Here is a 25,566-nt window from a genome sequence, read left to right as displayed (position 1 = left end):
AACAGGTTCAGCAACGTGCATTACAATTATGCAGGTTGAGTCTGGTTCATCAGTTCAGTAAAGGTAGTGGCTTTTTCAGTCACTTTCGCTTTAGACAACAGAGTTTCGACCGCTTGTTCTTCCAGTGCGACGTTACGCATGTTGTTCATCAGCTCTTTGTTTTTGCTGTAGAACTCAACAACTTCCTGTGGATCTTCGTACGCAGAAGCCATTTCTTCGATCAGTGCTTTAACGCGATCTTCATCAGCTTTCAGTTCGTGCTGGCTGATGACCTCGCCCAGCAACAAACCAACAACGACGCGACGTTTAGCTTGCTCTTCAAACAATTCGCGTGGCAGTTCCAGCGCTTGTTTTTCGTTGCCGCCAAAACGTTGTGCAGCCTGACGACGCAGAACATCCACTTCGCCGTCGATCAGTGCAGATGGCACGTCGATTTCGTTAGCGCTGACCAGACCGTCGATTGCCTGAGTTTTGATGCGGTTACGAACAGCACCTTTCAGCTCGCGTTCCATGTTTTTACGCACTTCAGCACGCAGACCTTCAACAGAACCATCAGCCACGCCGAAACGTTTGATGAATTCAGGGGTCAGTTCTGGCAACTCACGCTCTTCTACTTTCTTCAAAGTAATCGCGAACTTAGCCGCTTTACCTTTCAGGTTTTCAGCATGGTAATCTTCCGGGAAGTTCACGTCGATGGTGAATTCTTCACCGGCTTTGTGACCCACCAGACCGTCTTCGAAGCCTGGGATCATGCGGCCCTGGCCCATAGCCAGTACGAAATCAGAAGCTTTGCCGCCTTCGAATTCTTCACCGTCGATGGAACCGGAGAAATCTACAGTCACGCGGTCTTCAGCAGTGGCCGCAGCATCAGTTTCCTTCCAGTCCGCTTGTTGCTTACGCAGAGTTTCCAGCATGGTATCAACATCAGCGTCGTTAACTTCAACAACCGGTTTTTCAACTTCGATGTTTTCCAGATCTTTCAGCTCAACTTCCGGGTACACTTCAAATTCTACGGAGAAGTTAAAGTCTTCACCCTGCTTGTACTCACCCGGGATGTAGTTAGGTGCGCCAGCTGGATTGATTTTTTCTTTGATGATCGCATCAACGAAATTGCGTTGCATCAGATCACCCAGTACGTCCTGACGTACTGACGCGCCGTAACGCTGTTCAATGATGTGGCTTGGTACTTTGCCTTTACGGAAGCCGTCAATACGTACTTTTTTAGAGACGTTGATCAGTTCACTGCTCACTGCTTTTTCAATGCTTTCAGCAGGAACAGTAATCGTTACGCGGCGCCCAAGGCCTTGAGTGGTTTCAACAGAAACTTGCATCTTGTTACCTCAAAAAAAAATCACAGTGCTCGGTCAACTCCAGAAGTCGTTCTCAAGATGAGCGCAAACTTACCTTGAAAACGACTTCTAAGAACCGGGACAGTTCTGTATCAGAACGTAGCCCTGTATTCGAGAGCGTCCGAAACCATTCCGGAAAAATTAGACGCGACATTATAGCGGCGCATACGCATTGAGTCGAGGACGGTCTCTGTTGCGCGGGAGGGAAACTCACACGGGACTCGATCCTTCGAAAAATGCGGTCATTCAGAGGCATAAACCTCGTGCCGTCAGTCCGTCAGAAGAAAAACAAAAACGGCCCGCAGGCCGTTTCTTGAAATTCGCATCTACTAATACCGCATCTGGCAAGGAAAGTTCCAGTGTTACCGCGTCAAATGCCGATATTTATGCCTTTTGTGAATCAGATCGCGACTGTCAGGCCATGGTGCCCGCGCCGCGACACGGCGGTGAAGCTGGCACCGTATCCTGTAAGCCTTCCCATTCTTTCAGGGTATACGTGTGCAAAGCCAGCGCATGCACGCTGCCTGCCAGCTCCTCCGTTAATTTCCCATAGATGGCACGATGACGCGCCAGGAAACGCTCCCCGATAAACTTATCCGACACCATGACCACTTTAAAATGGCTCTCGGAGCCTGCCGGGACATTATGACGATAGCTTTCGTCAGTCACTTCCAGAAACGCAGGTTCAAATGCTTCAACTAATTTTGCTTCTATTTGCTCACGAATCATAGCAATCTCCTTACACCGCATCAGCAGAGAACTGCGCCTGTCTGGTACACCTATCTCTTTATAATGATAGGCGGCTTTCCAGATTCTACGCACGCCAGAACAATAAATTTCTGCTGCAGATTGATAAAAATGGCGCTCAGTCTGTCAAAGAAACTGCCGCTTCGCTACGGATGGCGTCAGCAGCCCGCAGCTTTACTGCGACTTTGCTGAAAAAAAACGCGAAAAACACGCTTTTCCGGATTGTTGGGACTTCCCCCGGCAAATGGCAATGTTATGATGTCGGCAAATTTTTGAGCACTATTCCCTTATTAATATTGAGAAAATACACATGCTAAAGAAAATTATTTTCCCTGTTCTGGCACTGTTCATGCTGGCCGGTTGCGCCACCAGCACTAACACCCTGGACGTTTCACCGAAAATTGTTCTGCCTTCACAAGATCCAACGCTTCAGGGCATCACTATCAGCATCAACGGTGCTGACCAGCGTCAGGATCAGGCACTGGCAAAAGTGAACCGCGATGGGCAGTTGATTTCCCTGACACCGTCACGCGATCTGCGTTTCCTGTTGCAGGAATCACTGGAGAAACAAATGACCGCCAGAGGTTACATGGTCGGGGCTGACGGCGCGGTTGATTTGCAAATTGTAGTGAACAACCTGTATGCAGATGTTCAGGAAGGTAACCTGCGTTATAACATCACCACTAAAGCCGACATCTCCATCATCGCGACGGCGAAGAACGGCAGCAAGCAGGTGAAAAACTACCGCTCGACATATAACGTTCAGGGCGCACTGTCTGCGACTAACGCAAAAATTACCAACGCAGTTAACACCACACTGGGCGATGTCATCAGTGACATGGCGTCAGACACCAGCATCAGTGACTTCATCAAAGCGAATGCCCGTTAAGTTCAGCTGAAGTTTGCGTGATGAATTCTGCCCGGCTCGTCCGGGCAGAATGCTTTTTAAGGCCAGTGATTATCTTTCCTGAAATGCATCCCTTCCTTTATTATGCGTATGCGCCACTCTCTCAACGGTTCGCAGGAACACAATTTTCATGATCAGTCAGTACTTTAAAATTTTCACGCAACGCAATACGGTCATTTTACTGCTTCTGGGCTTCGCTTCCGGTTTACCCCTGGCGCTGACGTCCGGCACGTTGCAGGCGTGGATGACGGTCGAAAATGTTGACCTGAAAACCATCGGCATTTTTTCGCTGGTAGGTCAGGCCTACGTGTTCAAGTTCTTATGGTCACCGATGATGGACCGTTACACGCCTTCTTTTCTCGGGCGCAGACGCGGATGGCTGATCCTGACGCAGTTGTTGCTGGTCGTGGCGATTTTCGCGATGGGTTTTATGGACCCTTCAAAAGATTTATTCTGGCTCGCCGCGCTGGCCGTACTGATTGCATTCGCCTCGGCGTCGCAGGACATCGTTTTCGACGCGTATAAAACCGATTTACTGCCACCGGAAGAACGCGGAAATGGTGCCGCCGTGTCAGTTCTGGGTTACCGCCTGGCAATGCTGGTCTCCGGCGGACTGGCATTATGGCTGGCTGATCGGTATCTCGGCTGGCAGCATATGTACTGGCTGATGGCAGGTATGATGCTCATCGGCGTTCTCGCCACCCTGTTGTCGCCGGAGCCTGAAAACACCCAACCAGCTCCGCGTACCATGGAGATGGCCGTCGTCGCACCGCTGAAAGACTTTTTTGGCCGCAACAATGCCTGGCTGATTTTGCTGCTCATCGTGATGTACAAGATGGGCGATGCGTTTGCAGGAAGCCTGAGTACAACATTTTTGATCCGTGGCGTCGGTTTTGATGCGGGGGAGGTCGGGCTGGTAAATAAAACGCTCGGGCTAATGGCAACCATCATCGGTGCATTGTTGGGCGGAATGTTAATGCAGCGTCTGAGCTTGTTCCGCGCCCTGATGTTATTCGGGATTTTGCAGGCTGTTTCTAATGCCGGTTACTGGATCCTCGCCATCACCGATAAAGATTTAACCACTATGGGCGCGGCGATTTTCTTTGAAAACCTGTGTGGCGGTATGGGGACGGCAGCGTTCGTGGCACTCCTGATGACGCTGTGTAATCGCTCATTCTCTGCCACCCAGTTTGCGCTGCTTTCAGCATTGTCTGCCGTGGGCCGCGTGTATGTCGGGCCGATTGCCGGATGGTTCGTTGAAGCTTATGGCTGGCCGTGGTTTTATCTTTTCTCGATTGTAGCAGCGCTGCCCGGTTTACTGCTGCTGGCAGTTTGCCGGCAGACCCTCGAATACACCCAAAATACAGACAGTTTCCTGCCGCGCATTCACTTTGCCGCCCCGTATCGCTGGGCATTACGTTGCATGCTGACGGGAAGCTTGTTATTGATACTCTGGCTGATCACGCTGATTGTCGACAGTATGGGCTGGGCATCCTGGCAAAGGCTGGCGACAACCTTGTTAGAAACGGGAGCAGTTATTTGCCTGACTGGCGTTATTTTAGGCAGTCTGCTCGATTTTTTATCTCTGCGCCGTACTGCACGTTCCTGATTTACCGCCATTCATTCGAAATGAATGGCGCGTTTCATTTAACAAATGATCTATAAATAGGACGCAATAAATTAAATTCAGAAAAAATAATATTTTCCGGGATAGTTTTTCTTTCGGGCTTTTCATGCATTTTATTTCACCTGCTTTATACATTAATTTAACATTAATTAAACGTATCGATGAGATATCGCACGACAATTATAATGTCAAAATCTGTCACCCCTTGTTTTTCATCACTATAGAAAAAAATCCATACGCAACATATTGTTGCCCACTGTAAATTGTCACGATCCGTGACATGTGTGACTGCGTTAACATAAAGTGTCAACAGCGCTTTGACACTTGTTTAAGCGTGTTTACAGTCCTGCAACCTTCCCGTAAAATGCCCGCACACCTGAAGCGACAATAGAGCCCTAGTTATTGAGGTCGTTAGATGAGACTTAAGAAATACAATAAAAGTATTGGGATGTTGTCCTTATTTGCCTCCGCGGTAATGTTGAGCGGTTGCAATACGGCATTGATGGATCCCAAGGGAGCAATTGGACTTGAGCAGAGAACGCTGATTTTAACCGCTATCGGTTTAATGCTGATCGTTGTTATACCAGTTATTATCATGGCGTTTGCCTTTGCCTGGAAGTATCGCGCTTCCAATACAAAAGCAAAATACAGTCCTGATTGGTCCCACTCCAACAAAATTGAAGCCGTCGTCTGGACAGTTCCAATTATTATCATTGCCATCCTGGCAACGATTACCTGGAAAACCACCCACTCGCTTGATCCGTTCAAGCCAATCGTGACTGACCAAAAACCGATGACGGTTGAAGTCGTTTCTCTGGACTGGAAATGGTTGTTCATTTATCCAGAACAAGGCATCGCGACCGTTAACGAACTGGTTATTCCTAAAGATGTGCCTGTTCAGTTCAAAGTCACTTCAGACTCTGTGATGAACTCGTTCTTCATTCCTCAGTTAGGCGGGCAGATTTATGCGATGGCCGGTATGCAAACTCAGCTGCATTTGATTGCAAATGAAGCGGGTACGTATAAAGGCATTTCAGCAAGCTTCAGCGGCCGCGGCTTCTCAGGTATGAAGTTCAACACAATTGCGACTCCAACCCGTGCCGATTTCGACACCTGGGTAGCAAAAGTGAAAAGTGCACCGAACCAGCTGGCTACCACTGATGACTTCAACAAACTGGCTGCACAGAGCATCGACAACCCGGTCGAATACTTCTCTGTTGCAAAACCTGGTTTGTTTAAAGAAATCATTGGCAAATACTCCATGCATGACATGAAGGCAGCGCCAGAAGGTCACACCATGCCAATGCCGGCAGGCGCTGACATGAAAGGCATGGATATGGGTGGACAGTCTCACGCAGCCGGAGCCGAGGAATAAACGATGTTCGGAAAATTAACGCTTGATTCGGTTCCGTATCATGAACCGATTATCATGGTCACAGTTGCCGCGATTATTATCGGTGGCCTGGCAGTAGTTGCCGGCATCACCTATTTCGGTAAGTGGAAATATCTGTGGACCGAGTGGCTGACCTCCGTCGACCACAAAAAATTAGGTATCATGTATATCATTCTGGCCTTCGTCATGCTTCTGCGTGGCTTTGCCGATGCCATCATGATGCGTAGCCAGCAGGTGCTTGCCTCTGCGGGCGAGCCGGGCTTCCTTCCTCCTCATCACTACGACCAAATCTTTACCGCGCACGGCGTGATCATGATCTTCTTCATGGCGATGCCTTTCGTAATCGGTCTGATGAACGTGGTTGTTCCTTTGCAAATCGGTGCGCGCGACGTTGCGTTCCCGTTCCTGAACAACGTGAGCTTCTGGTTTACCGCCGCGGCTGTTGTGCTGATCAACATCTCTTTGGGTGTGGGTGAGTTCGCACAGACCGGCTGGTTAGCTTATCCGCCACTGTCAGGTAAGGAATACAGTCCGGGGGTCGGGGTAGATTACTGGATCTGGAGTCTCCAGATATCCGGTGTCGGGACCTTGCTGACCGGTGTTAACTTCTTTGCGACCATCCTGAAGATGCGCGCACCCGGTATGCCGCTGATGAAAATGCCGGTATTTACCTGGGCCGCACTGTGCACCAACGTGTTGATTATCGTGTCCTTCCCGATTCTGACCGTGACTGTTGCACTGCTGACTTTAGACCGTTATCTGGGCACCCATTTCTTCACGAATGATATGGGCGGCAACATGATGATGTACATCAACCTGATTTGGGCCTGGGGCCATCCGGAAGTGTACATTTTGGTTCTGCCAGTATTCGGTGTGTTCTCAGAAGTTACCGCAACCTTCTCCAAAAAACGTCTGTTCGGTTACACCTCGCTGGTATGGGCAACCATCGCCATCACGGTGCTGTCGTTCATCGTTTGGTTGCACCACTTCTTCACCATGGGTTCTGGCGCCAACGTCAATGCCTTCTTCGGCATCATGACGATGATCATTTCTATCCCGACCGGGGTAAAAATCTTCAACTGGCTGTTCACCATGTATCAGGGCCGTATCACGCTCAACGCAGCGATGCTGTGGACTGTTGGCTTCATCATCACCTTCTCTGTGGGTGGTATGACCGGTGTTCTGCTGGCGGTTCCGGGTGCTGACTTCGTGCTGCACAACAGCCTGTTCCTGATTGCCCACTTCCATAACGTTATTATCGGTGGTGTGGTCTTCGGTTGCTTCGCAGGTCTGACTTACTGGTTCCCTAAATCCTTCGGCTTCACGCTGAACGAAAAATGGGGTGTGCGTTCATTCTGGTTCTGGATCATCGGCTTCTTCGTTGCGTTCATGCCACTGTACGTCCTGGGCTTCATGGGTATGACCCGTCGTGTCAGCCAGAACATCGATCCTGAGTTCCACCCGCTGCTGGTTGTTGCAGCGTGCGGTGCTGCACTGATTGCCTGCGGTATCCTCTGCCAGCTGATCATGATCTTCGTTTCCGTTCGCGACCGCGACCAGAACCGTGATCTGACCGGTGACCCATGGGGCGCACGTACTCTGGAGTGGTCAACCTCTTCTCCTCCTCCGTTCTACAACTTCGCTATCGTGCCGCAAATTCACGACCGTGATGAGTTCTGGGACATGAAAGAGAAAGGCACCGCTTACAAGCAGCCTGCTAAATATGAACCGATTCATATGCCACGTAACAGCGGCGCCGGTTTCATCATCGCTATGCTGAGTCTGGTTTGTGGTTTCGCGTTAATCTGGGATATCTGGTGGCTGGCCGCGGTGAGCTTCATTGCACTGGCTGCGACCTGGATTGCGAAAAGCTTCGACGAAGATGTTGATTACTACGTGCCAGTTGAAGAAGTGGAACGTATTGAAAACCAACATTATGAACAAATCCGTAAAGCAGGTGTGAAACATGGCAACTGATACTCTGACTCACTACGATGAGGCCCATGCTGAGCATGGGCACCACGATGCAGGTGCAACCAAAGTCTTCGGCTTCTGGATCTACCTGATGAGTGACTGCATATTGTTTGCGAGCCTGTTCGCAACTTATGCAGTACTGGTAAACGGGACCGCTGGCGGTCCCTCTGGTAAAGACATTTTTGAACTGCCGTTCGTACTGGTAGAAACCTTCTGCCTGTTGTTCAGTAGTATCACTTACGGCTTTGCGATGCTGGGCATGAACAAAGGTAACAAAGCAGCGGTTAACGGCTGGTTGTTCCTGACTTTCCTGTTCGGTTTAGGCTTCATCGGGATGGAACTCTATGAATTCCATCACCTGATTGCTGAAGGCTATGGTCCGCAGCGCAGTGGTTTCCTGTCTGGCTTCTTTGCGCTGGTCGCCACCCACGGTCTGCACGTGACCTGTGGTCTGATTTGGATCCTGACCATGATGGTTCAGGTTTCACGTCGCGGTCTGACTGAAGTCAACAAAACCCGTCTGATGTGTCTGAGCCTGTTCTGGCACTTCCTGGACGTGGTGTGGATCTGCGTGTTTACCGTTGTTTATCTGATGGGAGCAATGTAATGAGTCATTCTGCTACTTCCCATGGTGGCGCAAGCCACGGCAGCCTGAAGTCATACGCTATTGGCTTCATCTTGTCGGTTATCCTGACGGTGATCCCGTTTGCCATGGTCATGACCGACACGGCGTCACATTCACTGATTCTGGGTACTGTGGTTGCTTCCGCGATCATCCAGATCGTTGTCCATCTGGTGTTCTTCCTGCACATGAATACGTCGTCGGAAGAGCGCTGGAACCTGGTGGCACTTCTGTTCACCGCTGTGATTATCTTTATCGTCGTTGTGGGCTCATTGTGGATTATGTATAACCTCAACCTCAATATGATGGTCAGTTAAAGAGCCGAGCTGCACGTGATGATTAAGCAATACCTGCAAGTAACGAAACCAGGAATTATTTTCGGCAACTTAATTTCTGTCATCGGGGGATTTCTCCTTGCTGCCAAAGGCAGCATCGACTTCCCACTCTTTCTCGCCACACTGGTGGGTGTTTCGCTGGTTGTCGCATCGGGTTGTGTCTTTAACAACTTTATCGACCGCGACATCGACCGGATCATGGAAAGAACGAAGAACCGGGTCCTGGTGAAAGGGCTTATTCCGCCGAAAACAAGCCTGGTTTACGCGACCATTCTGGGTATTGCGGGCTTTGCGTTGTTGTATATCGGAGCAAATCCGCTGGCCATGTGGCTGGCAGTGATGGGCTTTGTGGTTTATGTCGGCGTTTACAGCCTGTACATGAAACGCAACTCGGTATACGGCACGTTGATCGGCAGCTTGTCTGGCGCAGCGCCACCGGTTATCGGTTACTGTGCCGTTTCTGGCCAGTTTGATACCGGTGCCCTGATCCTGCTTCTGATTTTCAGCCTGTGGCAGATGCCGCATTCGTACGCGATTGCCATCTTCCGCTTCAAAGATTATCAGGCAGCAGGTATCCCGGTTCTGCCAGTAGTGAAAGGCATCTCCGTCGCCAAGCATCATATTATCGTCTACATTCTGGCGTTTATGATTGCGACGCTGATGCTGACCCTGAGCGGTTATGCAGGTTATAAATACCTGATTGTCGCCGCCGCTGTCAGTATCTGGTGGCTGGGCATGGCACTGAAGGGGTATAAAACGGAAAATGACGTGGTGTGGGCGAGAAAACTGTTTGGTTTCTCCATCATCACCATCATGTCGCTGAGCTTCATGATGTCCGTGGATTTTAATTCTGCACCGACATCCTTGCTGACCTACGTTTGGTAACACGCACCTTCAGTGTAACCCGCTGAAATCACAGCTAAAGGCCAGTAGCAATACTGGCCTTTTCTTTTTCTCAGTCTGACAGGCAAACATCGTAATATCTGCTAAAGATCCATCGTTTTACCCAGGCCGGCTTAATCATTAAAATGTCGGATTGTTATTTTGAGGTAGTAATGTGAACGATAACCAGATGACCCCGCAGGAAAGTCGGGCTACATGGGGACTAGGGACAGTATTTTCTTTGCGCATGCTCGGCATGTTCATGGTTCTGCCGGTGCTGACCACCTACGGCATGAAATTATCCGGCGCCAGCGAAACACTGATCGGCATCGCCATCGGCATTTACGGCCTGGCACAGGCTGTTTTCCAGATCCCATTCGGACTGCTTTCTGACCGCGTTGGCCGCAAGCCACTGATCGTCTTTGGTCTGGTCATCTTCTGCATCGGCAGCATTGTGGCTGCTTCCACCGAATCTATCTGGGGCGTGATCATTGGTCGTGCCCTGCAAGGCTCTGGCGCGATTGCTGCCGCCGTGATGGCCCTGCTGTCTGACCTGACCCGTGAGCAAAACCGCACCAAAGCGATGGCGTTTATCGGCATCAGTTTCGGTATTACCTTTGCTATTGCGATGGTGCTCGGCCCGATCATCACCCACGCCTGGGGTTTACACGCCCTGTTCTGGGCGATCGCAGTACTGACCGTTCTCGGCATCATCATTACCGTGGCCGTGGTGCCCTCCACTGCTACGCACATTCTTAATCGCGAATCGAGCATGGTAAAAGGCAGCTTCGGCAAAGTGATGGGCAACGCCAAACTGCTGAAACTGAACTTCGGCATTCTGTGTCTTCACGTGTTACTGATGTCGAGCTTCGTGGTGTTGCCGCAAGTGATGGAACATGCGGGCTTCCCGCCAAGTGAACACTGGCGGGTGTATCTGATCACCATGCTGACGTCTTTCGTCGCTGTCATTCCGGTGATTGTCTACGCTGAGAAAAAGCGCCACATGAAACAGGTGTTCATGGGTTGCGTGGTTGTGTTGCTGCTGGCTGAAATCGTACTGTGGGCAGCGGGGCTACATTTATGGGCGGTCATCGCCGGTATCCAACTGTTCTTCCTGGCCTTCAACGTGATGGAAGCGATTCTGCCTTCGCTTATCAGTAAAGAATCACCCGCGGGCTACAAAGGCACGGCGATGGGGCTTTATTCCACCAGCCAGTTCATCGGCGTGGCGATTGGCGGCAGCTTAGGCGGTTATGTTTACGGACACGTCGGGGCCGGTGCCGTATTCCTGGTTTGTGCGGCCATTGCCGTCGTCTGGTTGCTGGTCAGTTCTACCATGACCGAACCCCCGTATGTCAGCAGCCTGCGTATTACGCTGTCTGAACTGGCGGTGAAAGATTCCGCCCTGCAGGCACGGATCCTCGCACAACCGGGCGTGGCCGAAGCCGTTGTCGTTCCGGAAGAATTCAGCGCCTACGTAAAAGTCGACACCAAACAGACCAACCGTAAAGCGCTCGAACAACTGGTCAGCGCTGCCTGACGCCTTCTGACATAAGTAATCAGCTGTGTCTGGAAACTGGCACAGCGTTTCATTTTTATCCCCACTGCGTGACACCCTTCACTTAAAAAATTCCCTCAATCGTTATCCTCAAGAATTCCTTAACAAAATTTTGTCAGTGATGACGGCTCTCGGGCCTTTTGGGGATCTCATGAAAACATATGCTCTCGTTGGCACCGGCGGACGCTCAGGTTTATACATTGAAGCGATCACCGGTAAATACCGCCACAACGCAAAATTTGTGGCCTTCTGTGATACAAATCAGACGCGAATGGATTATGCGAACCGCCAGCTTGAGCAGAGCGGCATCGCACGGGTATCTACCTGGAAATCTGCTGATTTCAATACGATGCTCGACGAAACCAAACCGGATATCGTGATTGTCACCAGCATGGATCGCACACATGACGATTATATCGTCCGCGCCCTGCATGCCGGTTGTGACGTCATTACTGAAAAGCCGATGACCATCGATGAACAGCGCGCGCTGCGCATTCTGGATGCCGTCGATGCAACTGGCTATCAGGTGCGTGTGGCGTTCAATTACCGCTACGCGCCGCATCACAGCAAAATGCGTGAACTGCTGATGCAGGAAACCATCGGTGAAGTACTTTCGGTACACTTTGAATGGCTGCTGAATACCGAACACGGGGCTGATTATTTTCGTCGCTGGCACCGTGAAAAACGCAATTCCGGCGGCCTGCTGGTGCACAAATCGACCCACCATTTTGACCTGATGAACTTCTGGCTCAACAGCACGCCGGAGAAAGTTTATGCGCAGGGCGACCTGCGTTTTTACGGTAAAGAGAATGCAGAAAAGCGTGGCGTGACAGAGTTTTATCCGCGTACACATGGCTATCCGCAGGCACAGAATGATCCGTTTGCACTGCATATGGGCGATAACGCCCAGCTCAAAGCGCTGTATCTGGATGCGGAACATGAAGATAACTATTTCCGTGACCAGAGTGTCTTCAGTGACGGCATCAGCATTGAAGATACGTTGTCGGTGCTGGTGAAATATCAAAACAAAGTACAGCTAACCTATTCGCTCAATGCGTATCTGCCGTGGGAGGGTTTGAACGTGGTGTTCAACGGCACCAAAGGCCGCATTGAAATGAAAATCGTCGAGATGTCGTACGTCAACGCAGGCGGAAAACGCGAGAACGAAGGCAGCATTGAGAAAGCAGAAATTACTGTTTATCCGTTATTTGCCGAACCCTGGAAGGCGGAGTTCCAGATGGGAGAAGGCGGCCATGGCGGCGGTGATAATGCCATGCTGGAAGACCTGTTCGGCGAGCGCAAAGACGACCCGTTAAAACGCGCCGCCGATCACCGCGCCGGCGCGATGTCGATCCTGACAGGAATTGCCGGAAATCTCTCGATGCAGTACGACAAACCGATTTACTTTAAAGACTTCGAACTGGTGAAAAGGCTGCGCCAGCGGAAGTAATCGCCATAAAAAAGGGGACGCAATGCGTCCCTTTAAAATAACCGTAGTACGAAGGCTATCAGTCGCGGAAATTCTTAAACTGGAACGGCTGTCCCAGATCACCGTTGCGGATCAATGCCATTACGGCCTGCAAATCATCACGCGCTTTGCCGGTAACACGGACTTCGTCGCCCTGAACCTGTGCCTGCACTTTAATTTTACTGTCTTTGATCAGCTTGACGATTTTCTTCGCCAGGGCGGATTCAATGCCGGAATGCAGTTTGGCATCAACGCTGTAGGTTTTACCGCTGTGCTCCATCTGCTCAGGAATTTCCAGCGCCCCGCCTTCAATGCCACGTTTGGCTAACTTCTCACGCAGAATATCGACCAGCTGATTTACCTGAAAATCTGATTCGCTGGCCACTTTGATACTCTCGTTTTTTTCATTGAGATCGAAGCTGGCAGGAATGTTGCGGAAATCCCAGCGGGTTTGCAGTTCACGGCTGGCATTTTCCACGGCATTGCGCACTTCCTGCATGTCGATTTCGGAAACAATGTCAAAAGACGGCATAATCGCTTCTCCCTGTAGTTTTTGTGTTGCACGTTATATGGCGTGCATAATACCGCCTTCAACCCCCGATGCCAAACGACAGCAAAGTACCGGACATAAAATGCTCAGAGGGTCAAAAAGTGCAGGTGAAAATGTGATCTACAGCACAAATGTCTATACTAATAAGATAACCGGACAGCAGAATATTCTTTCAACAAACTATTTCATGGCCCTGTTTCGCCACAATTCCCGGGAGGCACAATGAAAATAACAGTATTGGGTTGCGGTGCGCTGGGACAACTTTGGCTTTCGGCCCTCTATCAGCAAGGCCACGACGTTCAGGGCTGGATCCGCATTGCGCAGCCATTTTGTGCCGTTAACGTTATTTCGCCGGAAGGCATTGCTTTTAATCGCAATATGCCTACTAACGACCCGGAACATCTGGCACAAAGCGAATTACTGCTGGTCACGTTGAAAGCGTGGCAGGTTTCCGGCGCAATAAGCACGCTGATGCCGATGCTTAATGATAATTGCGCGATATTACTGCTGCATAATGGCATGGGCACTGTTGATGAATTACCCCCTAACCGTCTGGCGATTTTGCAGGGCGCAACGACCCATGCGGCGCGTCATGAAGGCAACGCAATTGTCCATGTGGCTGCCGGAGCGACGCACATCGGTCCGGTGACTCCGCGCGGTGCGGCGCTGAGTTCACTGGCGGATACGCTGCATAATGCCTTACCGGACGTGGCTTGGCATGACAACATCAAGCCGTCGCTGTGGAATAAGCTGGCGGTGAACTGCGTGATTAATCCGCTGACAGCTTTGTATGATTGCACCAACGGCGACCTGCTGGCGTATGCCGATCAGATTGAGCAAATCAGTCAGGAGGTCGCGCAGGTGATGGCGATTGAAGGCGTCGAAATTCACAGAGAATCTTTGCTCAGCTTCGTCTATCAGGTGATTGAATCCACCTCCGCTAACCATTCGTCGATGCTGCAGGATATCCGCAATCAACGTCATACCGAAATCGATTACATTACCGGCTATGTCCTGCGCCGCGGGCGTAAGTTCGGCCTGACCCTGCCGGTTAATAACCGCTTATTTGAACAGATTAAGAGAAAGGAAAACGATTATGAGCGCGTCAGTTCTGGTCTGCCTGGCACCTGGTAGCGAAGAAATAGAAGCCGTTACCGCAATTGACTTGCTGGTACGGGCGGGCATTAACGTCACGACAGCCAGTGTCGCAGGCGATGGCAACCTGGAAATCCGCTGCTCGCGCGGCGTGCGTATTCTGGCCGATGTCGCACTGGTAGATGTTGCAGATGATGAGCATGACGTGATCGTTCTGCCCGGTGGCCTCGGTGGCGCAACCTGTTTCAGCGAAAGCCCGCTGCTGGTAGAGAAAGTGCGCCAGATGCATGTCAGCGGTAAAATTGTTGCGGCTATCTGCGCCGCACCTGCGCTGGTGCTGGAGTATCACGATTTATTCCCGGTCGGGAATATGACCGGTTTTCCGGGCTTAAAGGATAAGATTGACCCGAATAAATGGTCCGATCGTCGGGTGATTTTCGATCCGCGTGTTAATCTTCTGACCAGTCAGGGGCCGGGCACGTCAATGGAATTTGCCCTGAAAATTATCGATCTGTTGCTGGGCAAAGCCAAAGCAGCGGAAATTGCCGCGCAACTGGTTCTGGCTCCGGGGATTTATAACTACACCGATGAAGGTACCCGGGAGTCGTGATCCGATTACCGCCAGTAAAAAGGGGCTCAGCGATGCTGAACCCCTTTTTTACATCCGGAATATCGTTTACGGACGATAGACTTTCACGTTGTTAAAGCCCTGTTCTTTCAGATACAGCGCCTGTAAACGACTCATCACGCCACGGTCGCAATACAACAGATAGGTTTTGTTCTGATCCAGATCGCCAAACTGAGTGGCCAGTTTGTAGAACGCCAGCGGCTTCACTTCAACGTTTTCCAGTGCCAGCGGCTGGGCTTCCACTTCATCCGGTGCCCGGACATCCAGAACGACGTCTGTTGACACGAACTCAGCCACAGTTTCCACTTCCGGTACCACTTCCGCCGCCTGTGTAGCAATTTCGCGAATATCGACATTGCGCGCTTCGCTGACTACTTTATCCAGCACCTCAAAATCGAACATCGCTTCTTCGGCTTCGATTTTTGCTTTCACCGCTTTCACCGTCGGGCTTTTCGAAATCACACCGCAGTATTCCGGCATGGTTTTCGCAAAATCTTCCGTACCGATTTCACGGGCAATCTTGATGATGTGCTCTTTATCGTGAGAAATCAGCGGACGCAAAATAAGCGTGTCAGAAACATTGTCGATTAAACGCAAATTGGTCAGCGTCTGGCTGGAAACCTGCCCCAGCGCTTCACCGGTGACCAGTGCCTGCACGCCATAGCGCTCAGCAATGGAAGACGCCGCACGCACCATCATACGTTTCAGGACAACGCCCATCTGGCCGTCTTCAACTTTTTCGAGGATTTCACCGACGACCGGTTCGAAATCAACCGCGATAAAACGCACCCGGTGCGAGCTGCCGAAACGGTTCCACAAATAATGCGCCACCTGTTTCACACCGATTTCATGCGCTGCGCCGCCGAGATTAAAGAAGCAATAATGCACACGACAGCCGCGACGCATCAGCATATAACTGGATACACCGGAGTCGAAACCACCAGAAATCAGTGACAGCACATCTTCCTGCGTGCCAATCGGGTAACCGCCCTGACCCTCGAGGCGGCTTTTCACCAGCACCAGCTTATCGTCGTTAATTTCCAGTTTCACCGTGACCTGCGGATCTTTCAGGCTGACCTTCGCTGATTCAATGTGCTGATTCAGGCCACCGCCGACATAGCGTTCAACCTCGGTAGACGTAAAATCATGTTTACCACGACGTTTAACACGCACACAGAAAGTTTTGCCTGCCACTTCATCACGGTAAGCTTCCAGCGCTTGCTCGAAGATGTTGTGGACATCGGTGTAAGGACGGTCTTCAACTTCTTCAACATAACGGATACCTGGAATGCGGCAGAGCAATTCCTGAATCAGGTCGTGTTTGCTTTCGTCTTTGCTGCGAACTTCGATATGATCCCAGTGGCGGACCACCGCCAGCGTCTCATCATGCGGTCGCACGATATTGCGAATGCTGCTCGAGAGGATCTTAATGAAGCGCAAACGCACAGATTGGCTCTTGATGGTGATTTCAGGGAACAATTTAATGATAAACTTCATGGCAGTCTTTTGTTAGCAGGTGAAAAAACGGGGTAGTAAGTCGCTGAATAAGGATCTAGGATCCTATTATTGCTAAGCCAAATGTTCATTTTGTGTCACATTGGGCTTAGCAATAATATCTGCGGCGCAGAGTATATCACTTAAAATGGGTACTCTGTGCACAAAACCCTGCAGCAGATGTCATGCTGGACAGGAATGTCTCTTGAGGCTGAGCGCTGACTCTGCCGCCTCAGTACTTCGATCATCCATTCTGATCAACGATATTAAAAGAGAATTATGCCAAAAAAATCTGCACCACCTGCCAATTTTGAAACGGCTCTGGCCGAACTGGAACAGATCGTTTCCCGCCTCGAATCAGGCGAGTTGCCTTTAGAAGACGCACTCAACGAATTTGAGCAAGGCGTCCAGCTGGCGCGTCAGGGGCAGCAAAAGCTGCAACAGGCAGAACAGCGCGTTCAAATCCTGCTCGACAGCGACAACGACGCTCCGCTGACCCCGTTCACCCCGGAAGCCGAGTAACTGTCATGTCTGAAGCGATCTCCCTTTCCAGCGCTGACGGATTTACGCATGAACTGCGCGCAATGCAACAGCGAGTCGATGAGGTATTAACAGCCTATATCAGCGCACTGCCGCTGGCCGACTTACCGCTGGTTGAAGCCATGCGTTACGGTGCGTTGCTGGGCGGTAAACGTCTGCGTCCGTATCTGGTTTACGCCAGCGGCCAGTTGTTCAGTCTGGATCTGAAAAATCTCGATGCGCCTGCGGCTGCCGTGGAATGCATCCATGCATATTCGCTGATACACGATGATTTACCGGCCATGGACGACGACGATTTGCGCCGTGGTCAGCCGACCTGCCACATTAAATTTGGCGAAGCCAATGCGATTCTGGCGGGCGATGCTCTGCAAACACTGGCATTCTCGATTCTGGCTGACAGTGAAATGCCGGATGTTGCGGTAAAAGATCGTCTGGCGATGATTTCCGAACTGGCCCTCGCCAGCGGATCCAGCGGGATGTGTGGCGGTCAGGCCCTGGATTTAGCCGCTGAAGGTCAGCAGGTTGGCCTCGACGCACTGGAACAAATTCATCGCCATAAAACCGGTGCGCTGATCCGCGCCGCCGTACGCATGGGCGCGCTGGCTGCCGGTGAAACCGGACGTGCTGTTTTACCGATACTGGATAACTACGCGCAGGCTATTGGTTTAGCATTTCAGGTTCAGGACGATATCCTGGACGTGGTTGGCGATACCGCTACGCTCGGCAAACGCCAGGGCGCTGACCAGCAACTCGGAAAAAGTACCTATCCTGCCCTGTTGGGGCTGGACGGCGCAAAGGCTAAGGCCATGGACCTGTATCAGGAAGCCGTTTCCGCACTGGATCAGTTGGCGGCACTTTCTTACAACACAGCGCCACTTCTCGCGTTAGCCAGCTTTATCATTGAACGCGATAATTAAACTTACTATGAGCAACTGATGAGCCTTGAATTAGCCAAATACCCGACACTGGCGCTGGCGGAGAATCCTGAAGATCTCCGTTCACTTCCTAAAGAGAGCTTGCCTAAGCTCTGCGATGAGCTGCGCCAATATTTATTGGCCAGCGTCAGTCAGTCCAGCGGACACTTTGCGTCCGGTCTGGGGACGGTTGAACTGACCGTGGCGATGCATTATGTCTATAACACGCCGTTCGACCACGTTGTCTGGGATGTCGGCCATCAGGCCTATCCGCACAAAATTCTGACCGGTCGTCGTGATCGTATTTCCACCATTCGTCAGAAAGGCGGTCTGCACCCATTCCCCTGGCGTGGTGAAAGCGAATACGACACCTTATCCGTTGGTCACTCATCGACCTCCATCAGCGCAGGCCTCGGCATGGCGGTGGCTGCTGAACGTGAAGGTAAAGGTCGTCGTACCGTTTGTGTAATTGGCGATGGCGCGATCACCGCAGGTATGGCGTTTGAAGCGATGAACCACGCAGGCGACATCAAACCTGACATGCTGGTTATCCTCAACGACAATGAGATGTCGATTTCCGAAAACGTCGGCGCGCTGAATAATCATCTGGCACAGTTGCTCTCCGGCAAGCTGTATTCGCGTCTGCGTGAAGGCGGCAAGAAAGTCCTGTCTGGCCTGCCACCGATTAAAGAACTGGTGCGCCGTACCGAAGAACATCTGAAAGGCATGATGGTGCCGGGCACGCTGTTTGAAGAGCTGGGCTTTAACTATATCGGGCCGGTCGATGGTCACGACGTGGTGGCGCTGGCGCAAACGCTGAAAAACATGCGTGACCTGAAAGGCCCGCAGCTACTGCATATCATGACGAAAAAAGGCAAAGGCTACGCCCCAGCCGAAAAAGATCCGATCAGCTTCCATGCCGTGCCTAAATTCGATCCGGCTTCCGGCACGTTGCCGAAAAGCAAAGAAGGTCTGCCAACCTATTCGAAGATTTTCGGCGACTGGTTGTGCGAAACCGCGGCCAAAGACAGCAAGCTGATGGCTGTCACGCCAGCGATGCGTGAAGGATCCGGTATGGTGCGTTTCTCGCGTGAATACCCGCAGCAGTATTTCGACGTGGCCATTGCCGAACAGCATGCGGTCACCTTTGCGGCAGGCCTTGCGATTGGCGGATACAAGCCGATTGTGGCGATCTACTCGACGTTTCTGCAACGCGCCTATGATCAGGTGATCCACGATGTGGCGATCCAGAATCTTCCGGTACTGTTTGCTATCGACCGCGGTGGTATCGTCGGAGCGGATGGTCAGACACATCAGGGCGCGTTCGATCTCTCCTTCCTGCGCTGCATCCCAAACATGACCATCATGACGCCGAGCGACGAAAACGAATGTCGTCAGATGCTGCACACCGGTTATCACCATAACAGCGGGCCGGTTGCCGTGCGTTATCCACGTGGTAATGGTACCGGCGCCACCAGTGAACCGCTGGCTTCACTGCCAATCGGTAAAGGCGTCGTGCGTCGTGAAGGCGAGAAAGTTGCGATTCTTAACTTCGGTACATTGTTGCCTGAAGCGCTGGCCGCAGCGGAAAAACGCAACGCGACCGTCGTGGATATGCGCTTTGTGAAACCACTCGATGAAGCACTGATTCAGGAACTGGCGTCAAGCCATGAAGTGCTGGTCACACTGGAAGAAAACGCCATCATGGGGGGGGCGGGCAGTGGCGTGAATGAACTGCTGATGTCCAGACGTATTCTGGTGCCGGTGCTGAATATCGGTCTGGCGGACAGTTTTGTGCCACAAGGCACGCAGGACGAAATTCGTCACGATTTAGGACTGGATGCCGAAGGCATTGACCGTCAGATAACCGACTGGCTGGCCTGATTCCCCTCCCCTCTTTCTACCTGAAAGAGGGGATTTTCCTCTCCATTTTCCCCTTCAGTCACACGAGCTCCCCCTGCTTTAAGCTACAGTTATAGCGTGCTAATCATTTTCAATGATTTTCTGTTATCACTTCATGATTACCAGGAGATGTCATGCAATACACCACATTAGGAAAAACCGGACTAAAAGTATCGAAACTGTGTCTCGGTTGTATGACTTTTGGCGAACCAGATCGCGGCACTCATGCGTGGACGTTACCGGAAGAGAGCAGTCGCCCGATCATCCAGCAGGCCTTGGATGCCGGCATTAACTTCTTTGACACCGCCAACAGCTATTCCGACGGTAGCAGCGAGGAAATCGTTGGCCGCGCCCTGAAGGATTTCGCCAGACGCGATGAGATTGTCGTGGCGACCAAAGTGTACAACGCCGTCACCGGCTTAAAACCGGGGCTTTCACGGGCTTCGATTATGCAATCCATCGATGACAGCCTGCGCCGTCTCGGCATGGAGTATGTCGACCTGCTGCAAATCCATCGCTGGGATTACGAAACACCCATTGAAGAAACCCTTGAAGCGCTGAATGACGTCGTCAAAGCCGGTAAGGCGCGATTTATCGGCGCGTCATCGATGCATGCGCATCAATTCAAACACGCGCTGGATGTCTCTGCGCAAAACGGCTGGGCGAGTTTTGTGTCGATGCAGGATCAGTACAATCTGATCCAGCGTGAAGAAGAAAACGAGATGTACCCGCTGTGTCTGGAAAAGAACATTGCAGTATTGCCGTGGAGTCCGCTGGCTCGCGGCAAACTGACGCGTCCGTGGGGAGAAACCACCGTACGTTCAGTTTCCGATAATTTTGCCAAAACGCTGTATGACGCCACCGATGAAGCTGATGGTAAAATTGCTGAACGTGTCGGGAAAATAGCGGAAGATCACGGCGTGCCACGCGCACAGATCGCACTGGCGTGGATCCTGAGTAAACACGTCGTGACCGCGCCAATTATCGGCGCTTCGCGCCCCGCTCATCTGGAAGATGCCATTGCCGCGCTGGAGGTGAAACTTTCGATTGAAGAGATCGCCGAGCTGGAAATGGCTTATGTGCCGCATCAGGCGACCGGCTTTCAGTAATATAAACGTGTAAAAAAAGCGTTGTCAGGGAAAACCCGGCAACGCTTTTTTATTACTATCTGAAACGGATCAAAACAGGCCCAGCGGCCAGTGATGCCCGACCAGATAGATAATGGCCGCGCCAAGCACACCGGCGACCACATCATCGATCATGATACCCATTCCGCCCTGCACGTTGCGGTCAAACCAGCGGATCGGCCACGGCTTCCAGATATCCAGCACGCGGAAAACGATAAAGCCAATCAATACCCAGCGCCAGTCGTTGACCGGGATCGCCATCAGGGTGATCCACATGCCAACAAATTCATCCCATACAATACTGCCGTGGTCATGAACCCGCATGTCGCGCGCGGTCTGTCGGCAAAGATAAACCCCGATACAAATACTGAACATGACGATCATGGAATACACCTGCCACGGCAGGTAGGTCATGACAATCCAAAACGGGATCGCAGCGATGGAGCCCGCAGTGCCCGGACCAACAGGGAATAAACCGCTGCCAAAACCGGTCGCCAGTAAATGCCACGGATTACGCAAATCAAGACGCTTTTTAGCCGCAGCCATGTCCTGAACCGGATCACCGGTTTTTCCCTTGTACCCCGCCGGGCGTTTTTTACGGCCAATATTCACAACAATTCCTCTCCGGCAAAGTGGTCAAAACCTTGCCATTCAAGTTCTACCGGTACGCCAGAACGCATAAACTTAATACCTTCTGAAAGCGGCGCAATCTGGCCAACACAGGTAAAGTTGACACCCAGATGGCTCAGTGCCACATCCAGCGCACCGCGGTTAATTTCCGGCACAGTGAAGCAAAGTTCATAATCTTCGCCTCCGGTCAGCGCCCATTTCAGCGCCTGCTCAGGATCGGCAACTTTATTCAATGCAACCGATAATGGGATCGCATCAAGATCGAGCCGCGCGCCACATTCACTGGCAGTCAGTATATGTTTAAGATCCGACATCAACCCGTCAGAAAGATCGATAGCAGATGTTGCTAAATCGCGCAGCGCCTGCCCTTGCAGAACGCGTGGCGAAGGCCGCAGATGGCGTTTGAGCAGAAATTCGCGGTTATCGGTATCAGTCACATTCAGCTGTTCCAGCAGAATAGCGAGCCCCGCAGCACTGTCACCGAGGGTACCGGTGACGAAGATCCAGTCACCAATGCCTGCACCGGAACGGGTTAATGCACGCCCCACAGGCACCAGCCCCTGAATGGTTAACGTCATGCTCAGCGGGCCACGCGTGGTGTCGCCGCCAATCAACTGCATACCGTAATAATTGAGTTGTTCAAACAGACTGTCGCTGAATGCCTGCAACCAGTCGGTGTTCACTTCCGGCAGCGTCAGGGCCAGCGAAACCCAGGCAGGATCGGCGCCCATCGCGGCCAGATCGCTCAGGTTGACCGCCAGCGCTTTATAGCCCAGGTCGGAAGGTGAAATAGTTTTTAGAAAATGGATACCTTCGACCAGCGTATCGGTACTGACTGCTAATAGCTGCTTCTCGCCAACCGTCAGTAAGGCACAATCATCACCAATGCCTAAATGCACATCCTGCCGGGCAGTTCTGAACCGGTTAAAGTAGCGAGTGATGACATCAAATTCGCCGCATGCCATAGTACATTTCCAAATCGTTAGAATGACTTAAGGCCGGAAATCCGGCCTTAAGAAGGGTGTCACACAAAGGATAAACGCAGTGACATCACCAGATTATCAACAGAGCCAGAAATCAACCGAAAATGACTGTCGCCATTTGTGAACGAGGCTGACCCTTTTTGACGATCACTTTTTACGAATATGTGGGCCTGCTTTATCCAGCACACCATTGACGAACTTATGACTGTCTTCAGCCCCAAAAGTTTTGGCCAGTTCGATAGCTTCGTTGATCGCCACTTTATAAGGAACGTCCTGGCGTTTGCTCAGCTCAAACAGAGCCAGACGCAAAATAGCTCTTTCCACCTGGCCCAGTTCATCCAACTGGCGGGACAGGTATGGCGCCATCAGTGCATCGAGTTTCTCAGCACTGTTTGCTACACCAGCCAGCAGTTCGCGGAAATAGGCAATGTCTACGTCTTTGACATCCTGCTCGGTCAGGAATTCTAATTCAACATCGGCGATGTCATTTTTCGACAACTGCCAGGAGTAAAGCGCCTGAACGGCACATTCACGGGCGCGGCGACGAGCAGCAGGTTTCACGGATTTCCCCTTAACTAGATTCAGGCCTTAATAGCCTTGATAACATTAATCATTTCAAGCGCGGTCAGTGCAGCTTCTGCACCCTTGTTACCGGCTTTTGTCCCTGCGCGTTCGATGGCTTGTTCAATGCTTTCTGTCGTCAGCACACCAAAGGCCACCGGGATTTCGCTGTTCATGGCAACGCTGGACAGGCCAGAGCTGCATTCGCCCGCTACAAATTCAAAGTGGGCAGTGCCCCCGCGGATCACGGTGCCAAGTGCAACAACCGCATCATACTTACCGCTTTCAGCCAGTGCGCGGGTTGCCAGAGGCAATTCGTATGCGCCCGGGACCCAGACTACGGTGATGTTGTCATCGCTGACCTGACCAATACGTTTCAACGCATCAACAGCGCCAGAGAGCAGGCTGTCGTTGATAAAATTGTTAAAACGAGCAATCGCGATCGCTACGCGCGCGTTAGGCGTGGCTACAACACCTTCGATAACGTTCATAGTTTTCCTTAAAGTGGGTTCAGGAGTTTCTCAACCCCAGCCGCAGGGGGGCGGATTCTATCATAAAATTACCCTGTCTGGACATGCGCTTTTAAAGTCATTCCGCAGGGAGGAGTAAAATTCTCAATACACCGGTTTCAGGCGCAAACGTAAGTCAGAGCCGACCTGACGGATATCATTGAAAACAAATTCAGGGGCATCCGCCAAATGCTGCAATCCTGGCAGTTCACACAGTGCGCGGCCATTATCGCCCAATAACTTAGGCGCCATATAAACGATTAATTCATCAACCAGACCGGCTTGTAATAAGGCACCGGCCAGTTGTGCACCGGCTTCCACCCAGATGGAATTTATCTGCCGTTTCGCCAGTTGCATCATCAGCAGAACCAGATCAATACGGTTGTCGCGCCCGGCCACACGCCATTGCTCGACGGATCCCGGCCAGACTTGCGTGTCAGCTTCCAGCCGCGCCAGCCAGACTTCACCGGGTAAATTCACCACCTGATGCTGTGGCGTCACGCGATTCTGACTGTCGAGAATAACCCGCAGCGGTTGACGCAGATTTTCCTCGGGATAAATCGCCTGCACCTCACTGCCCAGTTCGCTCCAGCGTACATTCAGCGAGGGATTATCCGCGAGAACAGTGGCACTGGTGCTCAGAATCGCCGAGCTTTCAGCGCGAAAACGCTGAACATCAGCACGGGCGGCAGCCGAGGTGATCCACTGGCTTTCGCCCGAGGCCATCGCAGTTCTGCCATCTAAAGACGCGCCCATTTTGAGCTGAACATACGGGAAACCGGTCCGCATTCGTTTCAGGAACCCCAGATTCACGGCTTCAGCCTGCGGATGCATCAGCCCGTGACTGACATCCACGCCGTTTTGTTTGAGGCGGTATAAACCACGCCCCGCGACTTCTGGGTTAGGATCCTGCATCGCGGCGACAACACGGGCAACACCTGCTGCCAGTAATGCATCGGCACACGGCGGCGTGCGACCATGATGACTGCACGGCTCCAGCGTCACGTAGGCTGTCGCCCCTTTCGCTTTCTCACCTGCCATGCGTAATGCGTGGACTTCAGCATGCGGTTCACCGGCACGCAAATGATAGCCCTCACCGACGATTTCGCCATTTAATACAATGACACAACCGACGTTGGGATTAGGTGTCGTGGTGAAACGCCCGCGACGCGCCAGCTCGAAAGCCCGCGCCATGTAGTGTTCATCGGTAGGGTTTTCGGCAACTTGTTGGTCAGGCGACATCAGCTTTCCTTAATCCTGAAGACGGGCGATTTCTTCACCAAACTCACGAATATCTTCGAAACTGCGATACACCGATGCAAAGCGGATATAGGCGACTTTATCCAGCCCTTTCAGGGCGTCCATTACCAGATTGCCGATCATTTTGGCCGGAATTTCACGCTCACCGGTCGCGCGCAATTGCGACTTAATGTGGCTGATGGCCGTTTCGACGTCATCGGAACTGACCGGGCGTTTTTCCAGTGCTTTCAGAAAGCCACTGCGAAGTTTGTCTTCGTTGAACGGTTCACGAACTTCATTGCTTTTAATGACGCGAGGCATCACCAGTTCCGCCACTTCAAACGTGGTGAAACGTTCATGGCACACCAGACACTGACGGCGACGGCGAACCTGCGATCCATCGCCTACCAGACGGGAATCGATGACTTTAGTATCAACAGCGGCACAAAATGGGCAATGCATAGCACTTCCTGATCGCGAACTCAATTGGACATTAGTTTAACCCGAAGTTTGCCGACAACAAAGGCTGTCG

General features: G+C 51.7%; 25 protein-coding genes. 15 read left to right on the top strand and 10 right to left on the bottom strand.

Translation table 11 applies throughout. The features are described 5' to 3' along the window. Window positions 1-26: 26 nt before the first annotated feature. Both tig and bolA read right to left on the bottom strand, forming a co-directional pair. Window positions 27-1,331 carry a trigger factor gene (gene tig / locus ABIC79_RS11410; protein ID WP_013576641.1) on the bottom strand — a complete coding sequence of 435 codons (1,305 nt, stop codon included), beginning with the start codon at window positions 1,329-1,331 and terminating at the stop codon, window positions 27-29. Window positions 1,332-1,763: 432 nt separating this feature from the next. Then, window positions 1,764-2,078, bottom strand: a complete 315-nt coding sequence (gene bolA / locus ABIC79_RS11405) for a transcriptional regulator BolA (RefSeq protein WP_112151718.1) — start codon at window positions 2,076-2,078, stop codon at window positions 1,764-1,766. 328 nt (window positions 2,079-2,406) lie between these two features. Here bolA and ABIC79_RS11400 point away from each other — a divergent pair, with 328 nt between their 5' ends. The 9 genes from ABIC79_RS11400 (at window position 2,407) to ABIC79_RS11360 (ending at window position 12,844) form a co-directional block, all read left to right on the top strand. Then, complete coding sequence (locus ABIC79_RS11400; RefSeq protein WP_013576643.1) at window positions 2,407-2,985, top strand: lipoprotein; 579 nt, start codon at window positions 2,407-2,409, stop codon at window positions 2,983-2,985. A gap of 148 nt (window positions 2,986-3,133) precedes the next feature. Next, entirely contained in the window at window positions 3,134-4,612 is a 1,479-nt protein-coding gene (gene ampG / locus ABIC79_RS11395) for a muropeptide MFS transporter AmpG (protein WP_354567169.1), read from the top strand. Between the two features lie 433 nt (window positions 4,613-5,045). Beyond that, a complete protein-coding gene (gene cyoA / locus ABIC79_RS11390) occupies window positions 5,046-6,005 on the top strand; it encodes a cytochrome o ubiquinol oxidase subunit II (RefSeq protein ID WP_013576645.1) in 960 nt (319 codons plus the stop codon). Between the two features lie 3 nt (window positions 6,006-6,008). Next, entirely contained in the window at window positions 6,009-8,000 is a 1,992-nt protein-coding gene (gene cyoB, locus ABIC79_RS11385) for a cytochrome o ubiquinol oxidase subunit I (RefSeq protein ID WP_013576646.1), read from the top strand. Beyond that, window positions 7,990-8,604, top strand: a complete 615-nt coding sequence (locus ABIC79_RS11380; RefSeq protein WP_121019772.1) for a cytochrome o ubiquinol oxidase subunit III — start codon at window positions 7,990-7,992, stop codon at window positions 8,602-8,604. The genes cyoB and ABIC79_RS11380 overlap by 11 nt, the downstream gene beginning before the upstream one ends. Then, the gene (locus ABIC79_RS11375) at window positions 8,604-8,936 is read left to right on the top strand and encodes a cytochrome o ubiquinol oxidase subunit IV (protein WP_013576648.1); all 333 of its coding nucleotides are present in this window, start codon (window positions 8,604-8,606) and stop codon (window positions 8,934-8,936) included. The genes ABIC79_RS11380 and ABIC79_RS11375 overlap by 1 nt, the downstream gene beginning before the upstream one ends. Before the next feature lie 18 nt (window positions 8,937-8,954). Next, entirely contained in the window at window positions 8,955-9,839 is an 885-nt protein-coding gene (gene cyoE, locus ABIC79_RS11370) for a heme o synthase (RefSeq protein ID WP_013576649.1), read from the top strand. A gap of 172 nt (window positions 9,840-10,011) precedes the next feature. Beyond that, a complete protein-coding gene (locus ABIC79_RS11365; protein WP_119261888.1) occupies window positions 10,012-11,376 on the top strand; it encodes an MFS transporter in 1,365 nt (454 codons plus the stop codon). A gap of 169 nt (window positions 11,377-11,545) precedes the next feature. Continuing rightward, window positions 11,546-12,844 carry a Gfo/Idh/MocA family protein gene (locus ABIC79_RS11360; RefSeq protein WP_013576651.1) on the top strand — a complete coding sequence of 433 codons (1,299 nt, stop codon included), beginning with the start codon at window positions 11,546-11,548 and terminating at the stop codon, window positions 12,842-12,844. A gap of 58 nt (window positions 12,845-12,902) precedes the next feature. On the opposite strand, the gene ABIC79_RS11355 is transcribed toward ABIC79_RS11360, so the two are convergent. Then, on the bottom strand, window positions 12,903-13,394 hold the full coding sequence (locus ABIC79_RS11355; RefSeq protein WP_013576652.1) for a YajQ family cyclic di-GMP-binding protein: 492 nt from the start codon (window positions 13,392-13,394) through the stop codon (window positions 12,903-12,905). 240 nt (window positions 13,395-13,634) lie between these two features. Here ABIC79_RS11355 and panE point away from each other — a divergent pair, with 240 nt between their 5' ends. Further along, the gene (panE, locus tag ABIC79_RS11350) at window positions 13,635-14,546 is read left to right on the top strand and encodes a 2-dehydropantoate 2-reductase (protein WP_037036811.1); all 912 of its coding nucleotides are present in this window, start codon (window positions 13,635-13,637) and stop codon (window positions 14,544-14,546) included. After that, window positions 14,509-15,117, top strand: coding sequence for a protein deglycase YajL (gene yajL, locus ABIC79_RS11345; protein ID WP_119261889.1), 609 nt, complete (start codon window positions 14,509-14,511; stop codon window positions 15,115-15,117). Before panE ends, yajL begins: the two co-directional genes overlap by 38 nt. Before the next feature lie 66 nt (window positions 15,118-15,183). Here the strand turns inward: yajL and thiI are convergent, their stop codons facing one another. Further along, window positions 15,184-16,632, bottom strand: coding sequence for a tRNA uracil 4-sulfurtransferase ThiI (gene thiI / locus ABIC79_RS11340; RefSeq protein WP_037036809.1), 1,449 nt, complete (start codon window positions 16,630-16,632; stop codon window positions 15,184-15,186). 276 nt (window positions 16,633-16,908) lie between these two features. Between thiI and xseB the strand changes: the two genes are divergently transcribed. The 4 genes from xseB to ABIC79_RS11320 all read left to right on the top strand — a co-directional run bounded on the left by xseB (window position 16,909) and on the right by ABIC79_RS11320 (window position 21,094). Further along, window positions 16,909-17,151, top strand: a complete 243-nt coding sequence (gene xseB, locus ABIC79_RS11335; protein WP_013576657.1) for an exodeoxyribonuclease VII small subunit — start codon at window positions 16,909-16,911, stop codon at window positions 17,149-17,151. A 5-nt stretch (window positions 17,152-17,156) separates the two neighbouring features. Next, window positions 17,157-18,086 carry a (2E,6E)-farnesyl diphosphate synthase gene (gene ispA, locus ABIC79_RS11330; protein ID WP_112151723.1) on the top strand — a complete coding sequence of 310 codons (930 nt, stop codon included), beginning with the start codon at window positions 17,157-17,159 and terminating at the stop codon, window positions 18,084-18,086. 18 nt (window positions 18,087-18,104) lie between these two features. Beyond that, window positions 18,105-19,967, top strand: coding sequence for a 1-deoxy-D-xylulose-5-phosphate synthase (gene dxs / locus ABIC79_RS11325; RefSeq protein ID WP_013576659.1), 1,863 nt, complete (start codon window positions 18,105-18,107; stop codon window positions 19,965-19,967). 152 nt (window positions 19,968-20,119) lie between these two features. Next, entirely contained in the window at window positions 20,120-21,094 is a 975-nt protein-coding gene (locus ABIC79_RS11320; RefSeq protein ID WP_013576660.1) for an aldo/keto reductase, read from the top strand. Between the two features lie 69 nt (window positions 21,095-21,163). On the opposite strand, the gene pgpA is transcribed toward ABIC79_RS11320, so the two are convergent. The 6 genes from pgpA to nrdR all read right to left on the bottom strand — a co-directional run bounded on the left by pgpA (window position 21,164) and on the right by nrdR (window position 25,496). After that, complete coding sequence (gene pgpA / locus ABIC79_RS11315) at window positions 21,164-21,658, bottom strand: phosphatidylglycerophosphatase A (protein ID WP_015690311.1); 495 nt, start codon at window positions 21,656-21,658, stop codon at window positions 21,164-21,166. A 62-nt stretch (window positions 21,659-21,720) separates the two neighbouring features. Beyond that, the gene (gene thiL / locus ABIC79_RS11310; RefSeq protein WP_013576662.1) at window positions 21,721-22,707 is read right to left on the bottom strand and encodes a thiamine-phosphate kinase; all 987 of its coding nucleotides are present in this window, start codon (window positions 22,705-22,707) and stop codon (window positions 21,721-21,723) included. 165 nt (window positions 22,708-22,872) lie between these two features. Then, the gene (gene nusB, locus ABIC79_RS11305; protein WP_013576663.1) at window positions 22,873-23,286 is read right to left on the bottom strand and encodes a transcription antitermination factor NusB; all 414 of its coding nucleotides are present in this window, start codon (window positions 23,284-23,286) and stop codon (window positions 22,873-22,875) included. A gap of 20 nt (window positions 23,287-23,306) precedes the next feature. Then, entirely contained in the window at window positions 23,307-23,777 is a 471-nt protein-coding gene (gene ribH / locus ABIC79_RS11300) for a 6,7-dimethyl-8-ribityllumazine synthase (protein WP_013576664.1), read from the bottom strand. A 123-nt stretch (window positions 23,778-23,900) separates the two neighbouring features. After that, complete coding sequence (ribD, locus tag ABIC79_RS11295; protein ID WP_013576665.1) at window positions 23,901-25,037, bottom strand: bifunctional diaminohydroxyphosphoribosylaminopyrimidine deaminase/5-amino-6-(5-phosphoribosylamino)uracil reductase RibD; 1,137 nt, start codon at window positions 25,035-25,037, stop codon at window positions 23,901-23,903. 9 nt (window positions 25,038-25,046) lie between these two features. Further along, window positions 25,047-25,496: a transcriptional regulator NrdR gene (gene nrdR, locus ABIC79_RS11290; RefSeq protein WP_013576666.1), complete on the bottom strand. Its 450-nt coding sequence runs from the start codon at window positions 25,494-25,496 to the stop codon at window positions 25,047-25,049. Between the last annotated feature and the right edge of the window lie 70 nt (window positions 25,497-25,566).

Origin of the sequence: Rahnella sp. 2050, from assembly GCF_040544515.1 — a bacterium.
GTDB lineage: Bacteria > Pseudomonadota > Gammaproteobacteria > Enterobacterales > Enterobacteriaceae > Rahnella > Rahnella aceris.
The sequence above is the reverse complement of the archived record's forward strand: the minus strand, read 5'-3'. Positions and strand labels throughout refer to the sequence as shown.

Coding starts and splice junctions, on each gene's coding strand:
- tig (WP_013576641.1), bottom strand. CDS start 1,331: ATGCAAGTTTCTGTTGAAACCACTCAAGGCCTTGGGCGCCGCGTAACG.
- bolA (WP_112151718.1), bottom strand. CDS start 2,078: ATGATTCGTGAGCAAATAGAAGCAAAATTAGTTGAAGCATTTGAACCT.
- ABIC79_RS11400 (WP_013576643.1), top strand. CDS start 2,407: ATGCTAAAGAAAATTATTTTCCCTGTTCTGGCACTGTTCATGCTGGCC.
- ampG (WP_354567169.1), top strand. CDS start 3,134: ATGATCAGTCAGTACTTTAAAATTTTCACGCAACGCAATACGGTCATT.
- cyoA (WP_013576645.1), top strand. CDS start 5,046: ATGAGACTTAAGAAATACAATAAAAGTATTGGGATGTTGTCCTTATTT.
- cyoB (WP_013576646.1), top strand. CDS start 6,009: ATGTTCGGAAAATTAACGCTTGATTCGGTTCCGTATCATGAACCGATT.
- ABIC79_RS11380 (WP_121019772.1), top strand. CDS start 7,990: ATGGCAACTGATACTCTGACTCACTACGATGAGGCCCATGCTGAGCAT.
- ABIC79_RS11375 (WP_013576648.1), top strand. CDS start 8,604: ATGAGTCATTCTGCTACTTCCCATGGTGGCGCAAGCCACGGCAGCCTG.
- cyoE (WP_013576649.1), top strand. CDS start 8,955: ATGATTAAGCAATACCTGCAAGTAACGAAACCAGGAATTATTTTCGGC.
- ABIC79_RS11360 (WP_013576651.1), top strand. CDS start 11,546: ATGAAAACATATGCTCTCGTTGGCACCGGCGGACGCTCAGGTTTATAC.
- ABIC79_RS11355 (WP_013576652.1), bottom strand. CDS start 13,394: ATGCCGTCTTTTGACATTGTTTCCGAAATCGACATGCAGGAAGTGCGC.
- panE (WP_037036811.1), top strand. CDS start 13,635: ATGAAAATAACAGTATTGGGTTGCGGTGCGCTGGGACAACTTTGGCTT.
- yajL (WP_119261889.1), top strand. CDS start 14,509: ATGAGCGCGTCAGTTCTGGTCTGCCTGGCACCTGGTAGCGAAGAAATA.
- thiI (WP_037036809.1), bottom strand. CDS start 16,632: ATGAAGTTTATCATTAAATTGTTCCCTGAAATCACCATCAAGAGCCAA.
- xseB (WP_013576657.1), top strand. CDS start 16,909: ATGCCAAAAAAATCTGCACCACCTGCCAATTTTGAAACGGCTCTGGCC.
- ispA (WP_112151723.1), top strand. CDS start 17,157: ATGTCTGAAGCGATCTCCCTTTCCAGCGCTGACGGATTTACGCATGAA.
- dxs (WP_013576659.1), top strand. CDS start 18,105: ATGAGCCTTGAATTAGCCAAATACCCGACACTGGCGCTGGCGGAGAAT.
- ABIC79_RS11320 (WP_013576660.1), top strand. CDS start 20,120: ATGCAATACACCACATTAGGAAAAACCGGACTAAAAGTATCGAAACTG.
- pgpA (WP_015690311.1), bottom strand. CDS start 21,658: ATGGCTGCGGCTAAAAAGCGTCTTGATTTGCGTAATCCGTGGCATTTA.
- thiL (WP_013576662.1), bottom strand. CDS start 22,707: ATGGCATGCGGCGAATTTGATGTCATCACTCGCTACTTTAACCGGTTC.
- ribH (WP_013576664.1), bottom strand. CDS start 23,777: ATGAACGTTATCGAAGGTGTTGTAGCCACGCCTAACGCGCGCGTAGCG.
- ribD (WP_013576665.1), bottom strand. CDS start 25,037: ATGTCGCCTGACCAACAAGTTGCCGAAAACCCTACCGATGAACACTAC.
- nrdR (WP_013576666.1), bottom strand. CDS start 25,496: ATGCATTGCCCATTTTGTGCCGCTGTTGATACTAAAGTCATCGATTCC.